The sequence below is a fragment of the Streptomyces luteogriseus genome, assembly GCF_014205055.1.
GTDB lineage: Bacteria > Actinomycetota > Actinomycetes > Streptomycetales > Streptomycetaceae > Streptomyces > Streptomyces luteogriseus.
This window is the reverse complement of the sequence record NZ_JACHMS010000001.1, coordinates 3,357,815-3,377,037: the sequence shown is the minus strand read 5'-3', so window position 1 is coordinate 3,377,037 and position 19,223 is coordinate 3,357,815. Positions and strand designations below refer to the sequence as shown.

Annotated in this window: 17 protein-coding genes; 10 read left to right on the top strand and 7 right to left on the bottom strand. The window is 72.5% G+C overall.

The features are described from left to right. Positions 1–85: 85 nt before the first annotated feature. The 3 genes from BJ965_RS14500 (at position 86) to BJ965_RS14490 (ending at position 2,981) form a co-directional block, all read left to right on the top strand. Complete coding sequence (locus tag BJ965_RS14500; RefSeq protein WP_184909030.1) at positions 86–850, top strand: hypothetical protein; 765 nt, start codon at positions 86–88, stop codon at positions 848–850. Positions 851–1,233: 383 nt separating this feature from the next. After that, on the top strand, positions 1,234–1,908 hold the full coding sequence (locus BJ965_RS14495; protein ID WP_184909029.1) for an RNA polymerase sigma factor: 675 nt from the start codon (positions 1,234–1,236) through the stop codon (positions 1,906–1,908). Further along, positions 1,908–2,981, top strand: coding sequence for a hypothetical protein (locus BJ965_RS14490; protein ID WP_184909028.1), 1,074 nt, complete (start codon positions 1,908–1,910; stop codon positions 2,979–2,981). Before BJ965_RS14495 ends, BJ965_RS14490 begins: the two co-directional genes overlap by 1 nt. 158 nt (positions 2,982–3,139) lie before the next feature. Here BJ965_RS14490 and BJ965_RS14485 read toward each other — a convergent pair whose 3' ends face one another. Continuing rightward, complete coding sequence (locus tag BJ965_RS14485) at positions 3,140–3,988, bottom strand: L,D-transpeptidase family protein (protein WP_184909027.1); 849 nt, start codon at positions 3,986–3,988, stop codon at positions 3,140–3,142. A 140-nt stretch (positions 3,989–4,128) separates the two neighbouring features. On the opposite strand from BJ965_RS14485, the gene BJ965_RS14480 reads away from it, so the two are divergent. Together BJ965_RS14480 and leuE are read left to right on the top strand one after the other, a co-directional pair. Next, positions 4,129–5,709 (top strand): acyl-CoA mutase large subunit family protein, encoded by a 1,581-nt coding sequence (locus tag BJ965_RS14480; RefSeq protein ID WP_184909026.1) that lies wholly within the window; start codon positions 4,129–4,131, stop codon positions 5,707–5,709. Between the two features lie 48 nt (positions 5,710–5,757). Continuing rightward, positions 5,758–6,405: a leucine efflux protein LeuE gene (gene leuE, locus BJ965_RS14475; protein WP_184909025.1), complete on the top strand. Its 648-nt coding sequence runs from the start codon at positions 5,758–5,760 to the stop codon at positions 6,403–6,405. Positions 6,406–6,449: 44 nt separating this feature from the next. On the opposite strand, the gene BJ965_RS14470 is transcribed toward leuE, so the two are convergent. Continuing rightward, the gene (locus tag BJ965_RS14470; protein WP_184909024.1) at positions 6,450–7,856 is read right to left on the bottom strand and encodes an FAD-dependent oxidoreductase; all 1,407 of its coding nucleotides are present in this window, start codon (positions 7,854–7,856) and stop codon (positions 6,450–6,452) included. Between the two features lie 75 nt (positions 7,857–7,931). Here BJ965_RS14470 and BJ965_RS14465 point away from each other — a divergent pair, with 75 nt between their 5' ends. After that, complete coding sequence (locus tag BJ965_RS14465) at positions 7,932–8,582, top strand: TetR/AcrR family transcriptional regulator C-terminal domain-containing protein (RefSeq protein ID WP_184909023.1); 651 nt, start codon at positions 7,932–7,934, stop codon at positions 8,580–8,582. 14 nt (positions 8,583–8,596) lie between these two features. Here the strand turns inward: BJ965_RS14465 and BJ965_RS14460 are convergent, their stop codons facing one another. The 4 genes from BJ965_RS14460 to BJ965_RS14445 form a co-directional block, all read right to left on the bottom strand. Then, on the bottom strand, positions 8,597–9,517 hold the full coding sequence (locus BJ965_RS14460) for a class I SAM-dependent methyltransferase (protein WP_184909022.1): 921 nt from the start codon (positions 9,515–9,517) through the stop codon (positions 8,597–8,599). A gap of 64 nt (positions 9,518–9,581) precedes the next feature. Continuing rightward, positions 9,582–10,736: an acyltransferase family protein gene (locus tag BJ965_RS14455; RefSeq protein ID WP_184909021.1), complete on the bottom strand. Its 1,155-nt coding sequence runs from the start codon at positions 10,734–10,736 to the stop codon at positions 9,582–9,584. A 175-nt stretch (positions 10,737–10,911) separates the two neighbouring features. Then, complete coding sequence (locus BJ965_RS14450) at positions 10,912–12,243, bottom strand: alpha-2,8-polysialyltransferase family protein (RefSeq protein WP_184909020.1); 1,332 nt, start codon at positions 12,241–12,243, stop codon at positions 10,912–10,914. Further along, on the bottom strand, positions 12,243–13,229 hold the full coding sequence (locus BJ965_RS14445; RefSeq protein ID WP_184909019.1) for a glycosyltransferase family 2 protein: 987 nt from the start codon (positions 13,227–13,229) through the stop codon (positions 12,243–12,245). The genes BJ965_RS14450 and BJ965_RS14445 overlap by 1 nt, the downstream gene beginning before the upstream one ends. Before the next feature lie 198 nt (positions 13,230–13,427). Between BJ965_RS14445 and BJ965_RS14440 the strand changes: the two genes are divergently transcribed. Genes BJ965_RS14440 through BJ965_RS14425 form a run of 4 tightly spaced genes read left to right on the top strand, consistent with a single transcriptional unit; the run spans position 13,428 to position 18,312 of the window. Further along, positions 13,428–14,801 carry a DUF6716 putative glycosyltransferase gene (locus BJ965_RS14440; RefSeq protein ID WP_184909018.1) on the top strand — a complete coding sequence of 458 codons (1,374 nt, stop codon included), beginning with the start codon at positions 13,428–13,430 and terminating at the stop codon, positions 14,799–14,801. 50 nt (positions 14,802–14,851) lie between these two features. Continuing rightward, positions 14,852–16,126 (top strand): N-acylneuraminate cytidylyltransferase, encoded by a 1,275-nt coding sequence (locus BJ965_RS14435; RefSeq protein WP_184909017.1) that lies wholly within the window; start codon positions 14,852–14,854, stop codon positions 16,124–16,126. Between the two features lie 13 nt (positions 16,127–16,139). Further along, positions 16,140–17,078, top strand: a complete 939-nt coding sequence (locus BJ965_RS14430) for an N-acetylneuraminate synthase family protein (RefSeq protein ID WP_184909016.1) — start codon at positions 16,140–16,142, stop codon at positions 17,076–17,078. 46 nt (positions 17,079–17,124) lie between these two features. Then, positions 17,125–18,312, top strand: a complete 1,188-nt coding sequence (locus BJ965_RS14425; protein ID WP_246545897.1) for a hypothetical protein — start codon at positions 17,125–17,127, stop codon at positions 18,310–18,312. A gap of 10 nt (positions 18,313–18,322) precedes the next feature. Here BJ965_RS14425 and BJ965_RS14420 read toward each other — a convergent pair whose 3' ends face one another. Further along, positions 18,323–19,003, bottom strand: coding sequence for a class I SAM-dependent DNA methyltransferase (locus BJ965_RS14420; protein WP_184909015.1), 681 nt, complete (start codon positions 19,001–19,003; stop codon positions 18,323–18,325). Positions 19,004–19,223: the final 220 nt, after the last annotated feature.

The following is a 19,223-nucleotide window of genomic DNA, read 5'->3' as shown; positions in this document are numbered from 1 at the left end:
CCGGCGGGCCGTACTGGGGCCCGGCGGGCCGGCCGGCGCCGCCGGGCAGACGGATCGATCGGATCGAGCAGGGACGGAAACGGACATGGGTGAACGGCAGAGCGACGGCGGGCTGTCCGGCCGTGGTTCCCGGCACGCCCTCCTCGACGCCGACGTCGAGGCGCTGATCGTCGCCTCCCTCGTCCGGGACGGTGTCGACGCCCAGGCCGAGCAGCGGGCCGTGGCCGCCTTCCGGGCCGCCCGGGACGCCGGGGCCCTGCGCACGCGCACCCGCCGCCGGGACGACTGGCGCGCCCGGGAACGGCGGCGCCTCGGCCGGTCCCTGAAGACGACGCTCTCCGTGCTGCTCGCCAGTCTCACGCTGGGCGGTGTCGCCGTGGCGGCGATCGGCGTGGCGGGAACGCCGGAGGACGGCACGAAGGATGCCCCCGAGCGGAGGCCCGCCCCGAGCAGCGCCCCGCGCGACCCGTCGGAACCGCCCTCCCGCGACAGCCACGGCCCCGGCACCGGTTCCTCCCCGGACCGGCCCGCCCCCGCCGAGGACACCGAGGCCCACTGCCGCGCCTACGAGCGGGTCGGCCGGCGCGGCAAGGCCATGGAGGCGACGTCATGGGAGCGTCTGGTGGCCGCCGCGGGCGGTGAGAGGAACGTCACGGCGTACTGCGCCGGACAACTGGACGAGCCGAAGAGCGTGAGCGGTGGCCCCGCCAACGGTGGCCCCGCCGAGGACGACGGCGCACCCGCCGCGCACAACGGCACGGGCAACGGCTCGGACGACGGCGGGGACAAGGGCGCGGGCGCGAGCCGGAGCGAGGGCAAGCGCTCCCAGCCCAACGGCCGTCAGAAGTAGGGGATTCCGCGAGTACCCGCCGGCACGGCCGGGCGGCTCCGCGACCCCGCGGGGGCCCGCCATGGCAACGGCCGAGGCCGCCACCCCCCACAGGAGAGGCCCCGGCCGTCGCGCGGCACGGGCCGCGCGGCGGCCCGTACTTCCTACAGCGCCCGGTGTGCGTTTTCTGTCACACCCCGCTCCGTCACGGCTTAGTTGCATCTCGGACGGACATGGACGGGGCATGGTTTCAGGTCGTAACGTGCCATTCGCGCCAACAGAGAAGGCGGCGAGACCACCGCAACCACCTGCGGGCTTGTGACCGCAACCACTAATTGGGCAACCACGACGGCGAGAACCCGGTCCGCGAAAGCGGCGCCGGTCGAGGCGCAGAAGGGCGCGCGGTGCTGGGGGACGACGCGGAGCTGACCGCCGCGGTGCGCGCGGCACAGGACGGAGACGAAAACGCGTTCCGGACCGTGTACCGCACCGTGCATCCGCGGCTGCTCGGGTACGTACGGACACTGGTCGGCGACCCCGACGCCGAGGACGTGACGTCCGAGGCGTGGCTTCAGATAGCCCGCGATCTGGAGCGGTTCACCGGCGACGCGGACCGGTTCCGCGGCTGGGCCGCCCGGATCGCCCGCAACCGCGCGCTGGACCACATACGCATGCGCGGGCGCCGGCCCGCGATCGGCGGTGACGAGACCGAGCTGACCGGCCGTGCCGCCGAGTCGGACACCGCCGGCGAGGCCATCGAGGCGCTCGCCACGGACGGCGCGTTCTCCCTGATCTCCCGGCTGCCGCAGGACCAGGCCGAAGCGGTCGTGCTGCGCGTGGTGGTGGGGCTCGACGCGAAGACCGCCGCCGCGACGCTCGGAAAGCGCCCGGGCGCGGTCCGCACGGCGGCGCACCGGGGTCTGAAGCGGCTCGCCGAACTGCTCGGCGACGACCCGCAGACCGATCCGGAATCGGCCGGGGTGCTCGACGCCCTGCCGCCCCAGCGAGAACCGCGTGGCGGTGCCGTGACGTCCGCAGGTGTGACGCACAGCGTTGCGCGGACGCAGAAGGATGTGTGATGGCCGACGAGCAGTACAGGTGGCTGGACCGCGAAACGGCGGAGCGTTTGCTGAGCGGAGAGCCACCCGGAGCTGTCGAAGGCGCCGGCCGGGATCAGGCCGAACACCTCGCCAGGACCCTCGGCGCACTGTCCGCCACACCCCCGCTGACCAGCGATGAACTCCCCGGCGAGGCCGCCGCGGTGGCCGCTTTCCGCAAGGCCCGCGCGGAACGCGCCGACGCGGCCGCCGCCCCCGCGGCCATCGGCGGACGCGCCGCGGCAGACGTCTCCGACGCGGGGCTGGTCCGTATCGGTACCCCCGGCGACGGCAGCACCGTCACCGCCCGTCCGCCCCGCTGGGCCCGTCCCGCCCGCCTCGCCCTGGCCGCCGTGCTGGCGGTCGGCATGGTCGGCGGGGTGGCCCTCGCGGCCGGAACCGGAGGCCTGAGGGCGCCCTTCGGCGACGACGAACCCAACCCCGGCACCTCCGTCTCGGCCTCCGTCACCCATCCCGAACGCCCGCTGGTGTCGCCGTCACCGGGCGACACCGCGCAGGGCGGCTCCACTCCCGACGGCGGCGCCCCGGGCGGCTCGCCGAAGGGCGGGGCCGGTGCCCAGGGCGGTGACGCGGAGCGCGACGACGCGGCCCCGAAGCCGGAGCACCGGAAGGACGGCTCCGGCGGCCACCGCGGGGAGATCACCGCCGCCTGCCGCGACCTGCGCGACGGCAAGCGGCTGGACCCCGACCGCAGGCGTGCCCTGCGGGACGCGGCGGGCGGCCTCCGGGTACGGAAGTACTGCAAGGGCGTGCTGTCCCCGGCCGCCCCCCGCTCCGGTGGGCGCGGGAGCGACGACCACGCGGACAAGGGCCGGCACCAGGACAAGGGCTCCGGCCGGGACCGCAACCAGGACCGCAAGCAGGACGGCGACCAGAGTCGGAAGCAGGACAAGGCCGACCGCAAGGCCGAGAAGCGCGCCGAGAAGAAGGACGACGACGATGACGGCGCGGGCCGTGGCGGCTTCCGGACCTCTCTCGCGCCGCTGCGACCTGCGGTTTCGCACTCCCTGAAAATTTTCTGGCCGACGGTGTGACGTTTTCGGCCGCCCCGGCGCAGTAATGAGTGAGCCGACTGGTCATCGGCCGTCGCACAGAGCCGGGGTTCCCCCCGTACCTACGGCTCGTGCACCTGAGCGCGGGCGGGACACGTTCCCCCGGTCCCGCCCGCGCCCCTAACTCTCTCTCCCCGCCGTCACCAGGACACGACGACCCTGTCGCCGTTGCGGACCTGCGCGAACAGCTCCGCGATCGCCTGCTCGTCCCGTACGTTGACGCAGCCGTGCGAGCCGCCCGCGTATCCCCGGGCGGCGAAGTCCGCCGAGAAGTGCACGGCCTGGCCGCCGCTGAAGAACATCGCGTAGGGCATGGGCGAGTCGTAGAGCGTCGAGACGTGGTCGCGGGACTTCCAGTAGACGGAGAAGACGCCCTCCCGGGTCGGTGTGCCCTGCGAGCCGAAGCGGACCGCCATCGTCGACACGGTCCGCCCGTCGATCATCCAGCGCAGTGTCCTGCTGGTCTTGTCGATGCACAGCACCCGGCCGGTCCGGCAGCGCGCGTCCGGCGGGTCGGCCTGCTGGCCGCCCATCAAGTACAGGTCCCACCGGCCCGGCTCGCGCGTCATGCGCACCAGCCGCTGCCAGGTGACGGCGTCGGTCTTCCCGGTGCGCGGCAGCCCGCGCTTGCCCTGGAACCCGCTGACCGCCCGCTCCGTCTGTTCGCCGTACGTCCCGGTCGGCCCTTCGAACAGCCAGGCGACCTGCCGCAGCCGGGCCTGGAGCTCCCGGACGTCCCGGCCGGTGTCACCGCGGGACCACAGCACGCGGGGCGGGACGGGTGCGGCACTCGGCTTGTCGTCGTCCGGCGCGGGCGCGATGCTCGGCGCGCCGCCGCCCCGGGCGGGCGTGCGGTCCGGGGCCGGGGTGCCGCTGGGCAGCTCGATGTGCACCGGCGAGCGGCGCTTGCCCTCGCCGTCGGGGGTCTGCACCGTGCAGCCGGTCAGCGCGGCCAGCACGGCGAGTCCCGCTACGAACGCTCTTCCCATGCCCGTGGTACGCACACGGCCCCCCGCTCGTCTCACCGGTGTGCCCGGATGTCACCTGAGATGTTCCCCGGGCGTGACCGTTCGCGAACCACGGGGCATGGTGGTGAGCGAGGCCACTGCTCTTCGGGAGGCACACCACCATGGCGCGTGAGTCGGAGTCGGGGCTGCCGATCGAGCCGGTCTACGGGCCGGAGGCTCTGGAGGGCTGGGACGCGGCGGAAAAGCTGGGGGAGCCGGGGGCGTACCCGTACACCCGTGGCGTGTATCGGTCGATGTACACGGGCCGGCCGTGGACGATGCGCCAGTACGCGGGTTTCGGTACGGCGACGGAGTCCAACGCGCGTTACCGGCAGCTGATCGCGCACGGCACGACGGGCCTGTCGGTCGCTTTCGACCTGCCCACCCAGATGGGGCATGACTCGGATGCGCCGATCGCGCACGGCGAGGTCGGCAAGGTGGGTGTGGCGGTCGACTCGATCGAGGACATGCGGGTGCTGTTCGGCGGGATTCCGCTGGAGAAGGTGTCGACGTCGATGACGATCAACGCCCCGGCCGCCGTGTTGCTGCTGCTGTACCAGCTGGTGGCCGAGGAGCAGGGGGTCGCCGCGGACCGGTTGACGGGCACAATCCAGAACGACGTGCTGAAGGAGTACATCGCCCGGGGCACCTACATTTTCCCGCCCAAGCCGTCGCTGCGGCTGATCGCGGACATCTTCCGGTACTGCCGGGCGGAGATGCCGCGGTGGAACACGATCTCCATCTCCGGCTACCACATGGCCGAGGCGGGTGCCTCGCCCGCGCAGGAGATCGCCTTCACCCTGGCCGACGGCATCGAGTACGTGCGCACGGCGGTCGCCGCCGGCATGGGCGTGGATGATTTCGCGCCCCGTCTGTCGTTCTTCTTCGTGGCCCGCACCACCTTGCTGGAGGAGGTGGCGAAGTTCCGTGCCGCGCGGCGGATCTGGGCCCGGGTGATGCGCGAGGAGTTCGGCGCGCGCGACCCCAAGTCGCTGATGCTCCGCTTCCACACCCAGACGGCCGGGGTGCAGCTGACCGCCCAGCAGCCGGAGGTGAACCTGGTCCGGGTCGCCGTCCAGGGCCTGGCCGCGGTGCTGGGCGGCACGCAGTCGCTGCACACCAACTCCTTCGACGAGGCCATCGCCCTGCCGACGGACAAGTCCGCCCGCCTGGCCCTGCGCACCCAGCAGGTTCTCGCCCACGAGACCGACGTGACCGCCACCGTCGATCCGTTCGCCGGCTCCTACGTCATCGAGAAACTCACCGATGACGTGGAGAGGGCGGCGGTGGAGCTGATGGACCGGGTCGAGGAGCTGGGCGGCGCGGTCGAGGCCATCGAACGCGGCTTCCAGAAGGGCGAGATCGAACGCAACGCCTACCGCATCGCCCAGGAGACCGACTCCGGCGAACGCGTCGTCGTCGGCGTCAACCGTTTCCGGCTCGACGAGGAAGAACCCTACGAGCCGCTGCGCGTCGATCCGGCCATCGAGGCCCGCCAGGCCGAACGTCTGGCCACCCTGCGCGCCGAACGCGACCAGCCGGCCGTCGAGGCGGCCCTGACCGCGCTGAAGAAGGCCGCCCAGGGCGACGACAACGTCCTCTACCCCATGAAAGAGGCCCTGCGCGCCCGCGCCACCGTCGGCGAGGTCTGCACCGCACTGCGCGAGGTGTGGGGGGCGTACGTCCCGTCCGACGTCTTCTGACCGCCGCCCGGGGCGGGGATGTCAGACCTGCGTGCCACACTCATTCGCATGTTCGGTGTCATCGATCTGCCCACCTACCTGGCGGGCCTCGTCCTGATCATTCTGCTGCCCGGCCCCAACTCGCTGTACGTGCTGTCCGTGGCCGCCCGCCGGGGCGTGCGTGCCGGGTACACCGCCTCTGCCGGAGTCTGGTGCGGGGACACGGTGTTGATGACGCTGTCCGCGGCCGGGGTCGCCTCGCTGCTCCAGGCGAACGCCGTGCTGTTCGCCCTCGTCAAGTACGCGGGAGCCGGATATCTGACCTGGCTGGCCATCGGCATGCTGCGGGCCGCGTGGGGCATGTGGCGCACGCGCGGGGAGCGGACCGCCGAGGGTGAGGCGCCCCCGCCCGCCGAGGAGCGGCCCTTCCGCCGTGCCTTCGTCGTCAGCCTGTTCAACCCCAAGGCGATCCTCTTCTTCGTCGCCTTCTTCGTGCAGTTCGTGGATCCGCAGTACGCCTACCCGGCTCTGTCCTTCGTCGTCCTCGGCGTCCTTGCCCAGCTCGCCAGCGTGCTCTACCTCAGCGCGCTGATATTCGGCGGCACCCGGCTGGCCGCGGCCTTCCGCCGCCGCCGGCGCCTGTCGGCCGGGGCGACCTCGGCGGCGGGCGCGCTGTTCCTGGGGTTCGCGGTGAAGCTGTCGCTGGCGAGTTCGTAGCGCGGACGCGCCGGCACCGCCGGATCGGGCCTGGCGCGGACGCGCTAGCGCCGGCCGAAGCGGGCCAGGTACTCCGGAAGCCCGTCCACCGTGTCCCCCGCCCAGCCGACGTAGCCGTCGGGGCGGACGAGATACAGGCCGGGCCGGTACGCGCCGGGTGCGGGGCCCCGTACGACCGGGATCCGCGCGCCGAGGTCCGGTGCCTGCGCGTCTCCCAGGGCCAGCAGGGTCCAGTGCGGGCCGCGGAACGCGTCGAAGAGCCGGACGCCGGCCACCGTCCCGTCGGGTGCGCGGTCGCCCGCCCGCGGCGCGCCCGGGTCCGTCCGGATCTCGCGGGTGAGCGGCGACTCCCGGTAGCCGAGTCCGAGTTGGCGGGTCGCCCCGCCGCGCCGGGTCTCGCCGCGGTGCACCCGGGTGGACAGCCCGAGCACCTCGGCGGCGACGGGCCGCCGCTCCTGCTCGTAGGAGTCGAGCAGAACCGTGTCCGCGCCGTCGCGCAGCACCGCGCCCAGTTTCCAGCCCAGGTTGTAGGCGTCCTGGACGCTGGTGTTGAGGCCCTGGCCGCCGGCGGGGGAGTGCACATGCGCCGCGTCGCCGGCGAGGAAGACCCGCCCGCAGCGGAAGCGGTCGGCGAGGGCCGCCCGGGGCCGGAAGTCCGAGGCCCAGCGCAGTTCGGTCACGGACTCCGGCGCGAGGTGCGAGCGGGCGGCGACGACCTTCCGGATGCCGTCCAGGGAGAGGTCCGGTGCCGTCCCCTCCGGGAACCGCGCCACCAGCTGGAAGTCCTCGGTGCCGGCCAGCGGGCAGATCGCGAGGAAGCCGTCCCCCTCGCCGGGCGGGAAGACGTGCCAGTTGTCCCGGTCCAGGCCGCTGATCCGGACGTCCGCCACCAGCGTCGGGTGCGGGTCGACGGTCTCGCCCGCCATGCCTATGCCGAGCAGCCCGCGCACGGTCGAGCGGCCGCCGTCCGCCGCCACGGCGTACCGGGCGGTGACGGCCTCGCCCGAGGCGAACTCCGCGCGCACCCCGCCCTCGTCCTGCGTCAGAGCGACGACCTCCCGGCGGAAGGCCACTACTCCGCCCAGTTCCTCCAGCCGGGCCCGCAGGATCTGCTGGGTGCGCCACTGCGGCACCATCCACGGCTCGTTGTACGGCGCGTCCTCGCTCGGCTCGACGGCGTCGAACATCCGGTGCTCACCCGCCCGCCTGCCGTCCTGCCAGATCATCCCCACCGGGTAGGTGCCGCCCACCGCCCGGATCGCGTCCAGCACGCCCAGGTCGTCGAAGACCTCCATCGTGCGCGGCTGGATCCCCTTGCCGCGCGAGCCGGGGAACAGCCCTTGCGCCCGCTCCACGACCAGCGCGGGCACGCCCCGCCGGGCCAGGTCGATCCCGAGTGCCAGACCCGTCGGGCCCGCGCCCACCACCAGCACGTCCGTGTCCCTGCCCATCGGTCACCCTCTCCTTAACGCTGTTAAGTGGCTCTGCCTCACGAGCGTCGCCTTAACGGTGTTAAGTTGTCAAGCGTGAGTACGGAACGACGCGAGCCCCTGGACCGCCGCCGGGTCGCGGACACCGCGCTGCGGCTGCTGAACGAGGTGGGCCTGGACGGCCTGACCCTGCGCGCCATCGCCCGGGAACTGGACGTGAAGGCGCCCGCCCTCTACTGGCACTTCAAGGACAAGCAGGCGCTGCTCGACGAGATGGCGACGGAGATGTACCGCCGGATGGTCGCCGGGACCGCCCTCGACCCGGACGACACCTGGCAGGACCGGCTGCTCAGGGCCAACCGGGGGCTGCGCGCCGCCCTGCTCGGCTACCGGGACGGCGCGAAGGTGTTCAGCGGCTCACGCTTCACCGGCCTCGAGCACGCCGGGCCCATGGAGGACAACCTGCGCCTGTTCACGGCCGCCGGGTTCACCCTCGCCCAGGCGGCCCGCGCGCTCACCACCGCCTACCTGTACACCCTGGGCTTCGTCACCGAGGAGCAGGGTGTCCGGCCGCTGCCGGGCGAGCGCCGCGAGGGCTACGACATGGACGAACGCGCCCGCCTGATGGCCGACTTTCCCTTGTCGGCCCAGGCGGGCGCGGAGATCTTCGAGGACTACGACCGGCACTTCGAGGAGGGACTCGCCCTGGTGATCGGGGGGATCGGGGCGCGCTACGGGGTCTCATGACGGGGTCCGGCGGGTCAGGACCGTTTCGCGCGGGCCCGCCGCACGGCCCGGGTGACCACGGGCGGCAGCAGGTCCTTGGCGAGCCGGCGGGCCCGGGACGGGGAGGGCCGGGCCGGGCGCGCCGCCCGTGTCTCGGTGCCCCCGGGGGCGGCCGCGGGTGCGGGCGCCGGTTCCACGTAGTGCCGTGAGGGCGGGAAGAACGGCGGCTTCATGCCCCGGGAGCGGGCCCGGATCAGCCGGTGCCCGGCCGCCTCCTGCACGCTCACCCCGACGTCCGAGCGCTGCCGCAGCATCTCCAGCAGTTCTTCCTGGAGCGGCTCTGGGTCGCCCCAGGTGGCGTACAGCTTCTGCGTGCTGAGGCAGATCGGGCGCAGACCGCGGTTGAGGACGGCCTCCCATGCGGCGACCGCGACACCCGGGGTGTGCTCGGAACGGAAGTCGTCGAGGACCACGACCCCTTCGGGCAGCAGGATGTCGTGGGCCGCGCCGATGTCGCCGTACACGTGCTCGTACAGGTGCGAGGCGTCGATGTGGATGAAGCGGCAGGTGTCGGGGGCCACCTTCTGGTCCACCAGGGAGCTGGGGCCGGTGATCACCGTCGGCAGGGTGTCGTGGAAGGAGAGGTAGTTCCGCTCGAAGGCCTGCTGGGTGAGCGAGGCGTACGACTTGGCCGACTCCGCCTGGTTGGCGTCGTCGGGGGCGTCGCCCTCGAAGAGGTCGCAGACCGTGAACCGCTCGCCGTCCTGGAGGTGGTGGCCGAGCAGGATCGCGCTCTTGCCCATGTAGACACCCAGTTCGAGCAGGTCGCCCTTGGTGCCGGCCTTCTTCTGCCGTTCGAGGAACCAGGTGAACAGCGTCTGGTCCAGGGGCGGGAACCAGCCCGGGACGTCGGCGAGTTCGCCGGGGTGCGTGTCGGTGGCTTGTGCGTGGGTCATGAGACGAGCCTTCTCTTCGAGCGTTGCCCCGATCGACGGCCGGTTGAACGTCCCGTGAACAGGGTCAGCGGGTCTTCGTCAGGGCCGCCCGCAGCCGGGGCGTCAGCGGCCTCTCCACATACTTGTGCAGCAACCACGCCAGCAGCAGCATTGACGCCACCGTCAGCGCGAAGGTCACCCCGGAGGGCAACCCCAGACCGCGGTGCAGGGCGTGGATCACCACCCAGCCGAGATGCTCGTGGACCAGGTAGAAGGGGTACGTCAGCGCACCCGCGACCGTCAACCACCGCCAGTTCACCCGGCCGAGCAGCCCCAGCGCGATCGCGGCGACCGCCACGAAGCCGAACGTGACGACGGCGATGATCCCGAACGAGGAGCGGTAGGAGAAGGCCTCCGGGTTCGGGGCGTGCCACAGCCCCTGCACCGCGTAGTGCTGGCCTATCAGCCAGCTGACGGCCACGATGCCCCACCCGTGGACGTCCCGCCGGTCGCGGTGCACGAGGTAGAGGCCGACACCGCCGATGAAGAAGGGCGCGTACTCGGGCATCAGGACGATGTCGAGCAGCGGCATGTCCGCGTTCTCGGCGATCACCGCGGCCAGCATCCACCCCGCGCAGAACATGATCACCCGGCGGCGGTTCGCCCCGGGCAGCACGACGCACAGGGCGAACAGGGCGTAGAAGCGGACCTCCGCCCACAGGGTCCAGCACACCCCGAGCACCCGGTCCACGCCCAGGGGCATCTGGAGCATCGTCAGGTTCACCAGGGCGTCGCTCGGCGACACGGCCTGGTAGGCGACCACCGGCAGCGCGAAGACACCGGTCACCAGCAGGACGGCCGCCCAGTAGGCGGGCAGCAGCCGGGAGGCGCGGGAGGCGAAGAACGACGTCAGGGGACGGCCCCAGCCGCTCATGCAGATCACGAAACCGCTGATCACGAAGAAGACCTGGACACCGAGGCAGCCGTAGGCGAACAGCGAGTGCAGGGTGGGGAACTGGTCCCGGGGCGAGGTGCCCCACGCCTGGGCGACCTCACCGTCGCGTCCGCCGTAGTGGTACAGCGCCACCATCAGCGCGGCCACCAGCCGCAACCCGTCGAGGGCGCGCAGCCGCCCGCCGGAGTCCCTTCCACGCCGTGGGACGGTCGTGGCCCCCGGCGGTTCGGCCGGCACGGTGGCACCGGGTCGGGGCGTGCGGGTGCTGACGACCGTCTCGGTCACGCTGGAAACCTCTGTGTGGCTCGTATGTCCCTTGCCTGAGCCGCCTGTGGGCGGGCGCCTGTCACCCTAGGACGGGAGTTGACGCAATCACGTTCGATGGCGACAGGCTTCGCCTGCCGGTCCCCATGGGTTCATCTGGATGTCGCCGGGGGACGGGCGGCCGGGCGGGACCGGCTCAGCGGCGGACCGCCTTGCGCAGGGCCCGGGCCCGCCTGACCACCCGGCGTGCCGTGGAGTTGCGCGGCAGGAACGCCAGCCGTTGCGGAATGCCGCCGGGCAGTCCGAGCGCGGTGAGGCGGCGCTTCTTGAAGTAGCGCCGGGTGCGTGGACCGAGGTGGCGGGCGAGGAACCGCTCGGCCTGCGGGCGCAGGTCCGGGTAGATCTGCGGCTGCATGGTGAACCCGAGGGCCGTGAGGAGGCCGGACAGCCGCTCGGCCGGCAGGACGTCGCCGTCCTCTCCGCTCTCCAGGCCTGGCAGCAGCGCGTCCGCCAGGGTGGCCGGCACCCGGTTGCTGTTCTGATACGGCGTCAGCCGCTCCAGCAGCAGCTCGGTGCCGATGCGGGCGACCGGCAGGTCGTAGAACGCGGACGCCGTGAACAGGGCGGTCGAGAAGCAGCCGACGACCAGCGCGGGCCGGGCGCGGTCGAACAACACCTCGGCGAGCACGGGCGTGTCCAGCACGGTGAGGTCCACGCCGAGCTGCTCCGCCTCGGTCTCCAGGGCGCGGCTGTAACGGGCCGGTGCGGTCGGGTGGGGCTTGAAGACGACCGTGCGATGACCGCGGGCGACGGCGCCCCGCATCATCCGCACGTGCAGGTCCTCTTCCTCCTCGGGGGAGAGGATGTTCAGCGCGGAGAGGTACTGGCCGAGCAGCAGCGCCGAGTCGGCGGGCAGGCCGGGCAGTTCGGGCACCGTCTCGGTGACCTCGCCGAGCACCTTCAGGAACGCGGGCGTCGGCACCAGGTGCGCCGGCACGCCGAACTCGGTCAGCAGCATCGGCGTGAGCCCCGGCACCAGATCGAGGTGCAGCAGCCGCCGCACCCGCGTGCCGACCAGCGGGTCGAGCTTGTTGCGGGTGGGGCCGTAGCTCATCAGCCCGTCGGCGTAGACGTCGACGGGGGCGTCGGTGAACACCTGGGCCACCGTGAGCGCGGGTGCCACCTGGATAGATTCCAGCACCAGGCTCACCCGGTCGTCGCCGAGGTCCCACAGCAGCCGCAGATAGCGCTCGAAGAGCGGGATGTCGTCGGCGCGCGGTGTCCACGCCCCGGGGTGGAAGGGGCGGATCGCCTCGTTCCAGGACAGCACCTCGTCGAAGTGCTCGCGCAGCGGCGCGAAGCCCGGCATCTCGTCGAGAGCCGGAGTGGTCTCCGGGGTCGCCGAGTTGTTGAACACCAGCAGCACCCGGCGGTCCGGCTCCTCGAAGAGGCCGGAGTCGATCGCGGCGGCCAGGGTGGCGACGCCGTAGAGCGTCGAGGCGCAGAAGATCTGGGTGGTCCCGGGCATCAGGCGGCCGCTCCCGTCGTGGTGACCCGGCGCCGCAGCCGCCGCAGCTTGGACGAGCGGTCCATGTCCATGGCCTCCAGTGCGTCGGCGAGTGCGTCCTGCGGCATGCGCTTCATGGCCGCCGCGCTCATCGACCGCAGCCGCCTGGCCACGGCCGGTTCGAACCTGTCCTCGTTGGAGAGGTGGTGGGCGATGATCGCGCAGTAGGTCCGCACCGCCTTGGGCAGCAGCCTGTCGGCGTCACGGTCCGCGGCCGTCTCCTCGATCACCTGGTCGAAGGCGCGGATGAAGTCGAGCTGGCGGACATCACCGATCTGCGTCAGGGACGAGGCCACCCCGCGCCGGTAGAACACGCCCAGCAGGCTCACCACGGCGAACGACTCCGCCTCGCGGTGCAGCTTCCAGATCCACGGCCGGTCCTCGGCCGTGCGCAGCCCGTCGGTGAAGTGGAGCAGGCCCTTGTCGGCCAGGCGGCGGTGATAGGCGCCGGCCCAGGCGTAGGCGTAGTCCACCGAGGTCGAGCGGTGAGCGGGCAGGATCGCCTCGCGCGGGCTGAACACCTCCCAGCGCCGGCCGATCGGCACCCTGCTCACGGAACGGGCCCGGGCGGTGGCCTGCACATGGTCGGTGCGCACGAAGTCGCACCCCAAGTCGTCCATCGCGGACACCAGTTCGGTGAAGTAGCCGGGGGCCAGCCAGTCGTCGCCGTCCAGGAACGTCAGGTACTCGCCCTGCGCCGCGTCCAGGCCGGTGTTGCGGGCGGTGGCGAGCCCACCGTTCCGCTCGTGGCGGATGTACCGCACCTGGGCGACATCCGAAAGGTCCTCGGCCGCTCGTTCGAGAATGGCCGGAGTTTCGTCCTTGGAATGGTCGTCGACCAGGATGAACTCGAAATCGCGGTCGGCGTTCAACCGAAGGCTTCTGAGGGTGTCCGGGGCATATTGCTGCACGTTGTAGAACGGCACGATCACGGAAAGCTTAGGCACCCGCAAAACGTTAGGAGGCCGCCCGGCAGCGGAACTTTCCGATGAAGGTACACCGGGTGAACTCCATGTGTCAGAACGGTGCACCCCGTGTACTTCCCGCCTTCCGGCAGGCCAGTTCGGCTCTCGGTGGGCTGTTGTTAACTTTTCGTTGAGTCGCGGTTCCGCCGCTCCTCGGATTCGCTTTCTAGCGTCTTCGACGTGCCAGTAAGTACACCGAAGCGCCTGCGCATCGCGGTCCTCGCCGACAGCGACACCCGATGGAAATGGGGTGCGCTGACCGCGGACCGCATCGCCCCGGGACCGTCCATGGAAGCCGCACCGCGCGAGAGCGCGCAAGCCGGCCCCCTCCTCGACGGATTCCTGCTGCGCGGCCGGGCCACGCCCACCCCGCGCCAGCTGGAGGAAGTGGGCGTACGCGCCGACTCGCTGCGGGAGGTCACCGCCGTCGAGTTCCTGCGCGCCATGGCCGAGGAGTCCTACGACCTCCTCGTCCTCTCCCTCGTCGGCGGCGGAGTGCAGGCGATGCTCCACGGCCTGGCACGCGTCTGGGAGCACCGCACCTCGCGGCCCGTCGTCGTCACCGGCTACGTCGGTGTCGTCTACGAGAAGCTCGCCGACGGCCTGCTGCTGCGGCACGGCGCGGACCTGGTCCTCGCCAACTCCCGCCAGGACGCGGACCGTTTCCGCGCCGTCTACGAAGGGGTCGGCGCCGACGCCTCCGCGGTGACCGAGGTGGCCCTGCCGTTCCTCGGCGGTGCGCCCTACCCAGGGGAGCACGACCCGTACACGGTGGTGTTCGCCGCCCAGCCCTCCGTCCCGGACAGCCGCACGGACCGTACGTACCTGCTGGACCGGCTGGTGCAGCACGCCCGCCGGCACCCCGAGCGCGAGGTGCTGCTGAAGCTGCGCTCCAAGCCGGGCGAACACACCACCCACATCGAGGAGTTGCCCTACCAGAAGCTGGTGCAGCGGCTCGATCCGCCCGGCAACTTCCGCCTGGTGTACGGCAACATGGGCGAGGTCCTGGACCGGACCGACCTGCTGGTGACGGTCAGCTCCACGGCCGCCCTGGAGTCGCTGCACCGCCGTATCCCCACCGTCGTACTCACCGACCTGGGCGTGCGCGAATCCCTCGGCAACCACCACTTCGTGGGCTCCGGCTGCCTCGCGTCCTGGGACCAGCTCGACGCCGGGCACCGGCCCGTGCCCGACGAGGAGTGGGTCTCCCGGCAGGGCGTCGCGGCTGGGGGCACCTCCCGGACGGAGTCTGGGGGAGGCTCCTACGCCTCGGCCTTCGACGCGGCCCGCAAGCGCATCGCCGAGCTGCTCGACCGGCCCGGCGGCCTGCCTCCGCTGACCCCGTACTACACGCCCGTCACCGCGCCCGGCTATCTGCCCGGGATCCTCGCCCGCCACCACCTCGGCCCGGACGGCACCCCGCTGCCCGGCGCGCCCGCCGCCGACAAGGAACCCGGACCGGTCCGGCAGATCGTGCGCCGGGCGGCGCGCGGCGCCTACCGGCACGGCGTCCAGCGCGTGGCGCCCGTCATCCGGCGGATGGGCGAACTGTGAGCCGCCCCGACAGCAGCCGCCCCCATGCCCCTGCCCAAGGAGTAGACCCCATGTCCCGACCGGAAGCGGGCCGAGGCGCCTCGGTGCGCCGCGTGCTCGCCGTGATCCCCGCCCGCGGCGGCTCCAAGGGCGTCCCCGCGAAGAACCTCCTCCCCGTCGGCGGCGTCCCGCTGGTGGCGCGCGCGGTGCGCGAGTGCCGGGCATCCCGGCTGGTGACCGACGTCGTCGTCTCCACCGACGACCAGGCCATCGCCGCCGCCGCCCGTGAGGCCGGCGCCGAGGTCGTGCTGCGCCCCGCCGCCATCGCCGGCGACACGGCCACCTCCGAGGCCGCCGTCCTGCACGCCGTGGACGCGCACGAGGCCCTGCACGGCGCGGTCGTGGACGTCGTCCTGCTCGTGCAGTGCACCAGCCCGTTCATCGTCCGCGAGGACATCGACGGGGTCGCGGGCGCGATCGTCGAGAACGGCGCCGACACCGCGGTGACCGTGGCACCGTTCCACGGGTTCATCTGGCGGGACGCCGAGTCCGCCGAGGACGTCGTCGCGGCCGGATCCGTCGCGGAGCACGACGCCGCGGTCGGTGGCGGCTACGGCGTCAACCACGACAAGTCCTTCCGGCCCCGCCGCCAGGACCGCCCCCAGGACCTGCTGGAGACCGGCGCCGCCTACGCCATGGAGGCCTCCGGCTTCCGCAAGCACCAGCACCGCTTCTTCGGCCGCACCGAGCTGGTCCGCACGGACCCCGCCCGCGTGCTGGAGATCGACGACCCCCACGACCTCGCCCGCGCCCGGGCCCTCGCCCCGCTCTTCGACGCGGCCCGGCCCGGCGCCCTCCCGACCGCCGACGACATCGACGCGGTCGTCCTCGACTTCGACGGCACCCAGACCGACGACCGGGTGCTCGTCGACTCCGACGGACGGGAGTTCGTCTCCGTGCACCGCGGGGACGGACTCGGCATCGCGGCCCTGCGCAACAGCGGCCTGCGGATGCTCATCCTGTCCACGGAACAGAACCCTGTGGTCGCCGCCCGGGCCCGGAAGCTCAAGCTCCCGGTGCTGCACGGCATCGACCGCAAGGACCTCGCGCTGAAGCAGTGGTGCGAGGAGCAGGGCATCGCGCCGGAGCGCGTGCTCTACGTCGGCAACGACGTCAATGACCTCCCGTGCTTCGCCCTCGTGGGCTGGCCCGTGGCGGTCGCGAGCGCCCACGACGTCGTGCGCGGCGCCGCACGCGCGGTCACCACCGTCTCCGGTGGCGACGGCGCGATCCGAGAGATCGCCAGCTGGATCCTCGGCCCCTCTCTCGATTCCCTCACCAAGTAAGGACATCTCTGCCATGAGCACCAACTCCCGTATCCGCCGCTTCGGTTCGCGCGAGGTCGGCCCGGGCCGTCCGGTCTACGTCTGCGGTGAGATCGGCATCAACCACAACGGCGAGCTCGAGAACGCCTTCAAGCTGATCGACGCCGCCGCCGAGGCCGGCTGCGACGCCGTCAAGTTCCAGAAGCGCACCCCGGAGATCTGCACCCCGCGCGACCAGTGGGACATCGAGCGCGACACCCCCTGGGGCCGGATGACCTACATCGACTACCGCCACCGCGTGGAGTTCGGCGAGGACGAGTACCGCGCGATCGACGACTACTGCAAGTCGAAGAACATCGACTGGTTCGCCTCCCCGTGGGACACCGAGGCCGTCGCCTTCCTGGAGAAGTTCGACCTCCCCGCCCACAAGGTCGCCTCCGCCTCCCTCACGGACGACGAGCTGCTGCGCGCCCTGCGCTCCACCGGCCGCGCCGTGATCCTCTCCACCGGCATGTCGACGCCGAAGCAGATCCGCCACGCCGTCGAGGTCCTCGGCTCCGAGAACATCCTCATGTGCCACGCCACGTCGACCTACCCGGCCAAGGCCGAGGAGCTCAACCTGCGCGTCATCAACACTCTCCAGCAGGAGTTCCCGAACGTCCCGATCGGCTACTCCGGCCACGAGACCGGCCTGCAGACCACCCTCGCCGCGGTCGCCCTGGGCGCCACCTTCGTCGAGCGTCACATCACCCTCGACCGCGCCATGTGGGGCTCGGACCAGGCCGCGTCCGTGGAGCCGCAGGGCCTGACGCGCCTCGTCCGCGACATCCGCACCATCGAGGCCTCCCTCGGTGACGGCGTCAAGAAGGTCTACGAGTCCGAGCTCGGCCCGATGAAGAAGCTGCGCCGCGTCAGCGGTGTGGTCGCCGAGGCGGAGATCGCCGACGCCGCGGGTGAGCCGGTAGGCGTCTGATCCCCACCCCCCACAACCCCCCTCACCACGGGACGGTCGTACGTCGATGAGCCCCCGCGCCGGGAACGCCGGCCCCCACACTCTCGCCTTCGTCGAGAGCCCGGTACAGCTGCTGAACGTGCTGGAGTGGGCGCACGCGCACGCCCCCGGCGTGGGGCTCACCCTCGTGGTGCTGTCGCCCGTCGACCCGATGACGCGCGGCCAGCTGCGGCGGATGTCCGACCTGGCCCGCGACGAGGGTCACCAGGTCCGCTGGGAGGAAGCGCGCGGCGGGCCCCTCGCGCCCTTCCAGACCATCGGCGGCCTGTCCGGCCTGCTCCGCAGGGCACGCCGGGTCGTGCTGGGGGACCCCTTCTCCCGCTACGTCCAGCTGCTGCTGACCATCACCCGCGCCCGTGACCTGGTCGTCGTCGACGACGGCACGGCGACGATGGAGTTCGTCGGGCAGCTGGCCCGGGGCGAACGCCTGGTGCGCTGGCACCGCAAGGGCGGCCGCCCCGGCCCGCGGGACGTGCTCTTCGCGCCGGTGTCTGCGTCGGCCCGCCGCCGGCTGACCCCCGGTGAGCGCCGCCGCATCGCGATCTTCTCCTCCATGCCGATGACGGAGACCCCGGCGGGCGTCACCGTCAGCGCCAACACCTTCGCCTGGACCCGGACGCGCTTCGGCCCGCCCCGCATCACCAGGGGCGCGGACATGGTGGGCACGTCCCTGGTGGAGACCGGGGTGGTGGACGACGGCCGCTACCTGGAGGCCGTCCACACCCTGGCCAGGGCCCACGGCGCCACCCGCTACTTCGCCCACCGGCGCGAGAGCACGGACAAGCTCCACCGCCTCGCGGCCGTGACGGGGTTGGAGATCGTCCGCCCCGAACTCCCCCTCGAACTGATCGCCCGCCGCGGCCCCATCGGCCGGACGGTCCTCAGCTTCCCGTCCACGGTCGTCCACACCCTCCCCCTCGCCCTGGCCGGCACGGAGGTCCGCGTCGCCGTCTGCGACATCGACCCCGCCTGGCTGACCGAGACCGCCTCCCCGCGGGCCCAGGGCTTCCTGTCCGGGGTCACGGGCACGGCCCGAGACGTCCACCGGCTGTCGCCGACGGCTCCTACGGCCGCCCCGAACCCGGCGAGCCCGGCGAACCCGGTGAACCCGGCGAGCCCGTCCGACCCGACCGGCCCGGCCCGCTTCAGCGCCACGCCGCCTTCCGCGGGCCTGGTCGGCCCGGCGGCGTCGTGACGCCCCCGGCTCACACCTCCCGCGGCACCGGCCCGGGCCTGCGCGCCAGCAGGAACGCGCGCGGCAGCTTCTCACCGGGGCCGGGCTCGCGCAGCACGCGGGCGTAGGGCTCCAGGCCGGCTGCCGTGAGGTGCCCGGTGACCGTGTCCGGGGTGCGCCAGTAGTAGTCGAGCGCGATCTCCTGCCCGTAGCGCTCGGTCAGACGCTGGTGGCCGTCCTCGTCGCCGGACTGGAAACCGAGCAGTACGGGTGCCCCCGGCAGCAGGACGCGGCGGAACTCGGCGAAGGCGGCCGGCAGATGACCGTCCGGCACATGGATGATCGAGTAGAGCGCGACGATGCCGCCGAGCGTCTCGTCCGGCAGGTCCAGCGCGGTCATGGAACCGACGTGGAAACGCAGCTCCGGGTGCGCCCGGCGGGCCAGGGACACCATGCGGGGCGACGCGTCGACCCCGAACACCGGCAGCCCGGCCTCGTGCAGCCGTGCCGTGACGTACCCCGGACCGCTGCCTACGTCCGCGACCGGCGGCTGCCCGGACCGGTCGGGCACCCGGGCCAGCTCCACGAAGGCCGTCAGCAGCGCCCGCTCCAGCGGTCTCCCGGCCAGGCTGTCGGGGTGCTCGGCGGCGTAGGCCTCGGCGATGGCGTCGTACGAGGCCTGCGTGGACTGTAAGAAATCGGGGGCGCGCACGGGCGCAGACTAGCGGGGGCGCGCGTCCGGCAGATGAACACGCCCGTGTTCGCCGCGCAGGGCGTGGTATCCGTGGAGAGGATGGATGGATACCGGAGTCGTGACGCGCATGTGGTCGAAGTCACACTCCGGGGGGTGGGTGGCCCGGCCAGGCCCAAAAGGCAGGCCAGTTTACCCATCTCACTTGATAGCTATGCGTCCGGCGGTCATATTTTCTTCC

Excerpts from the sequence above, each read along its gene's own strand:
- BJ965_RS14460 (WP_184909022.1), bottom strand. The coding sequence starts at position 9,517 with ATGACCCACGCACAAGCCACCGACACGCACCCCGGCGAACTCGCCGAC.
- BJ965_RS14480 (WP_184909026.1), top strand. The coding sequence starts at position 4,129 with ATGGCGCGTGAGTCGGAGTCGGGGCTGCCGATCGAGCCGGTCTACGGG.
- BJ965_RS14425 (WP_246545897.1), top strand. The coding sequence starts at position 17,125 with ATGAGCCCCCGCGCCGGGAACGCCGGCCCCCACACTCTCGCCTTCGTC.
- BJ965_RS14435 (WP_184909017.1), top strand. The coding sequence starts at position 14,852 with ATGTCCCGACCGGAAGCGGGCCGAGGCGCCTCGGTGCGCCGCGTGCTC.
- BJ965_RS14490 (WP_184909028.1), top strand. The coding sequence starts at position 1,908 with ATGGCCGACGAGCAGTACAGGTGGCTGGACCGCGAAACGGCGGAGCGT.
- BJ965_RS14500 (WP_184909030.1), top strand. The coding sequence starts at position 86 with ATGGGTGAACGGCAGAGCGACGGCGGGCTGTCCGGCCGTGGTTCCCGG.
- BJ965_RS14470 (WP_184909024.1), bottom strand. The coding sequence starts at position 7,856 with ATGGGCAGGGACACGGACGTGCTGGTGGTGGGCGCGGGCCCGACGGGT.
- leuE (WP_184909025.1), top strand. The coding sequence starts at position 5,758 with ATGTTCGGTGTCATCGATCTGCCCACCTACCTGGCGGGCCTCGTCCTG.
- BJ965_RS14450 (WP_184909020.1), bottom strand. The coding sequence starts at position 12,243 with ATGCCCGGGACCACCCAGATCTTCTGCGCCTCGACGCTCTACGGCGTC.
- BJ965_RS14485 (WP_184909027.1), bottom strand. The coding sequence starts at position 3,988 with ATGGGAAGAGCGTTCGTAGCGGGACTCGCCGTGCTGGCCGCGCTGACC.
- BJ965_RS14430 (WP_184909016.1), top strand. The coding sequence starts at position 16,140 with ATGAGCACCAACTCCCGTATCCGCCGCTTCGGTTCGCGCGAGGTCGGC.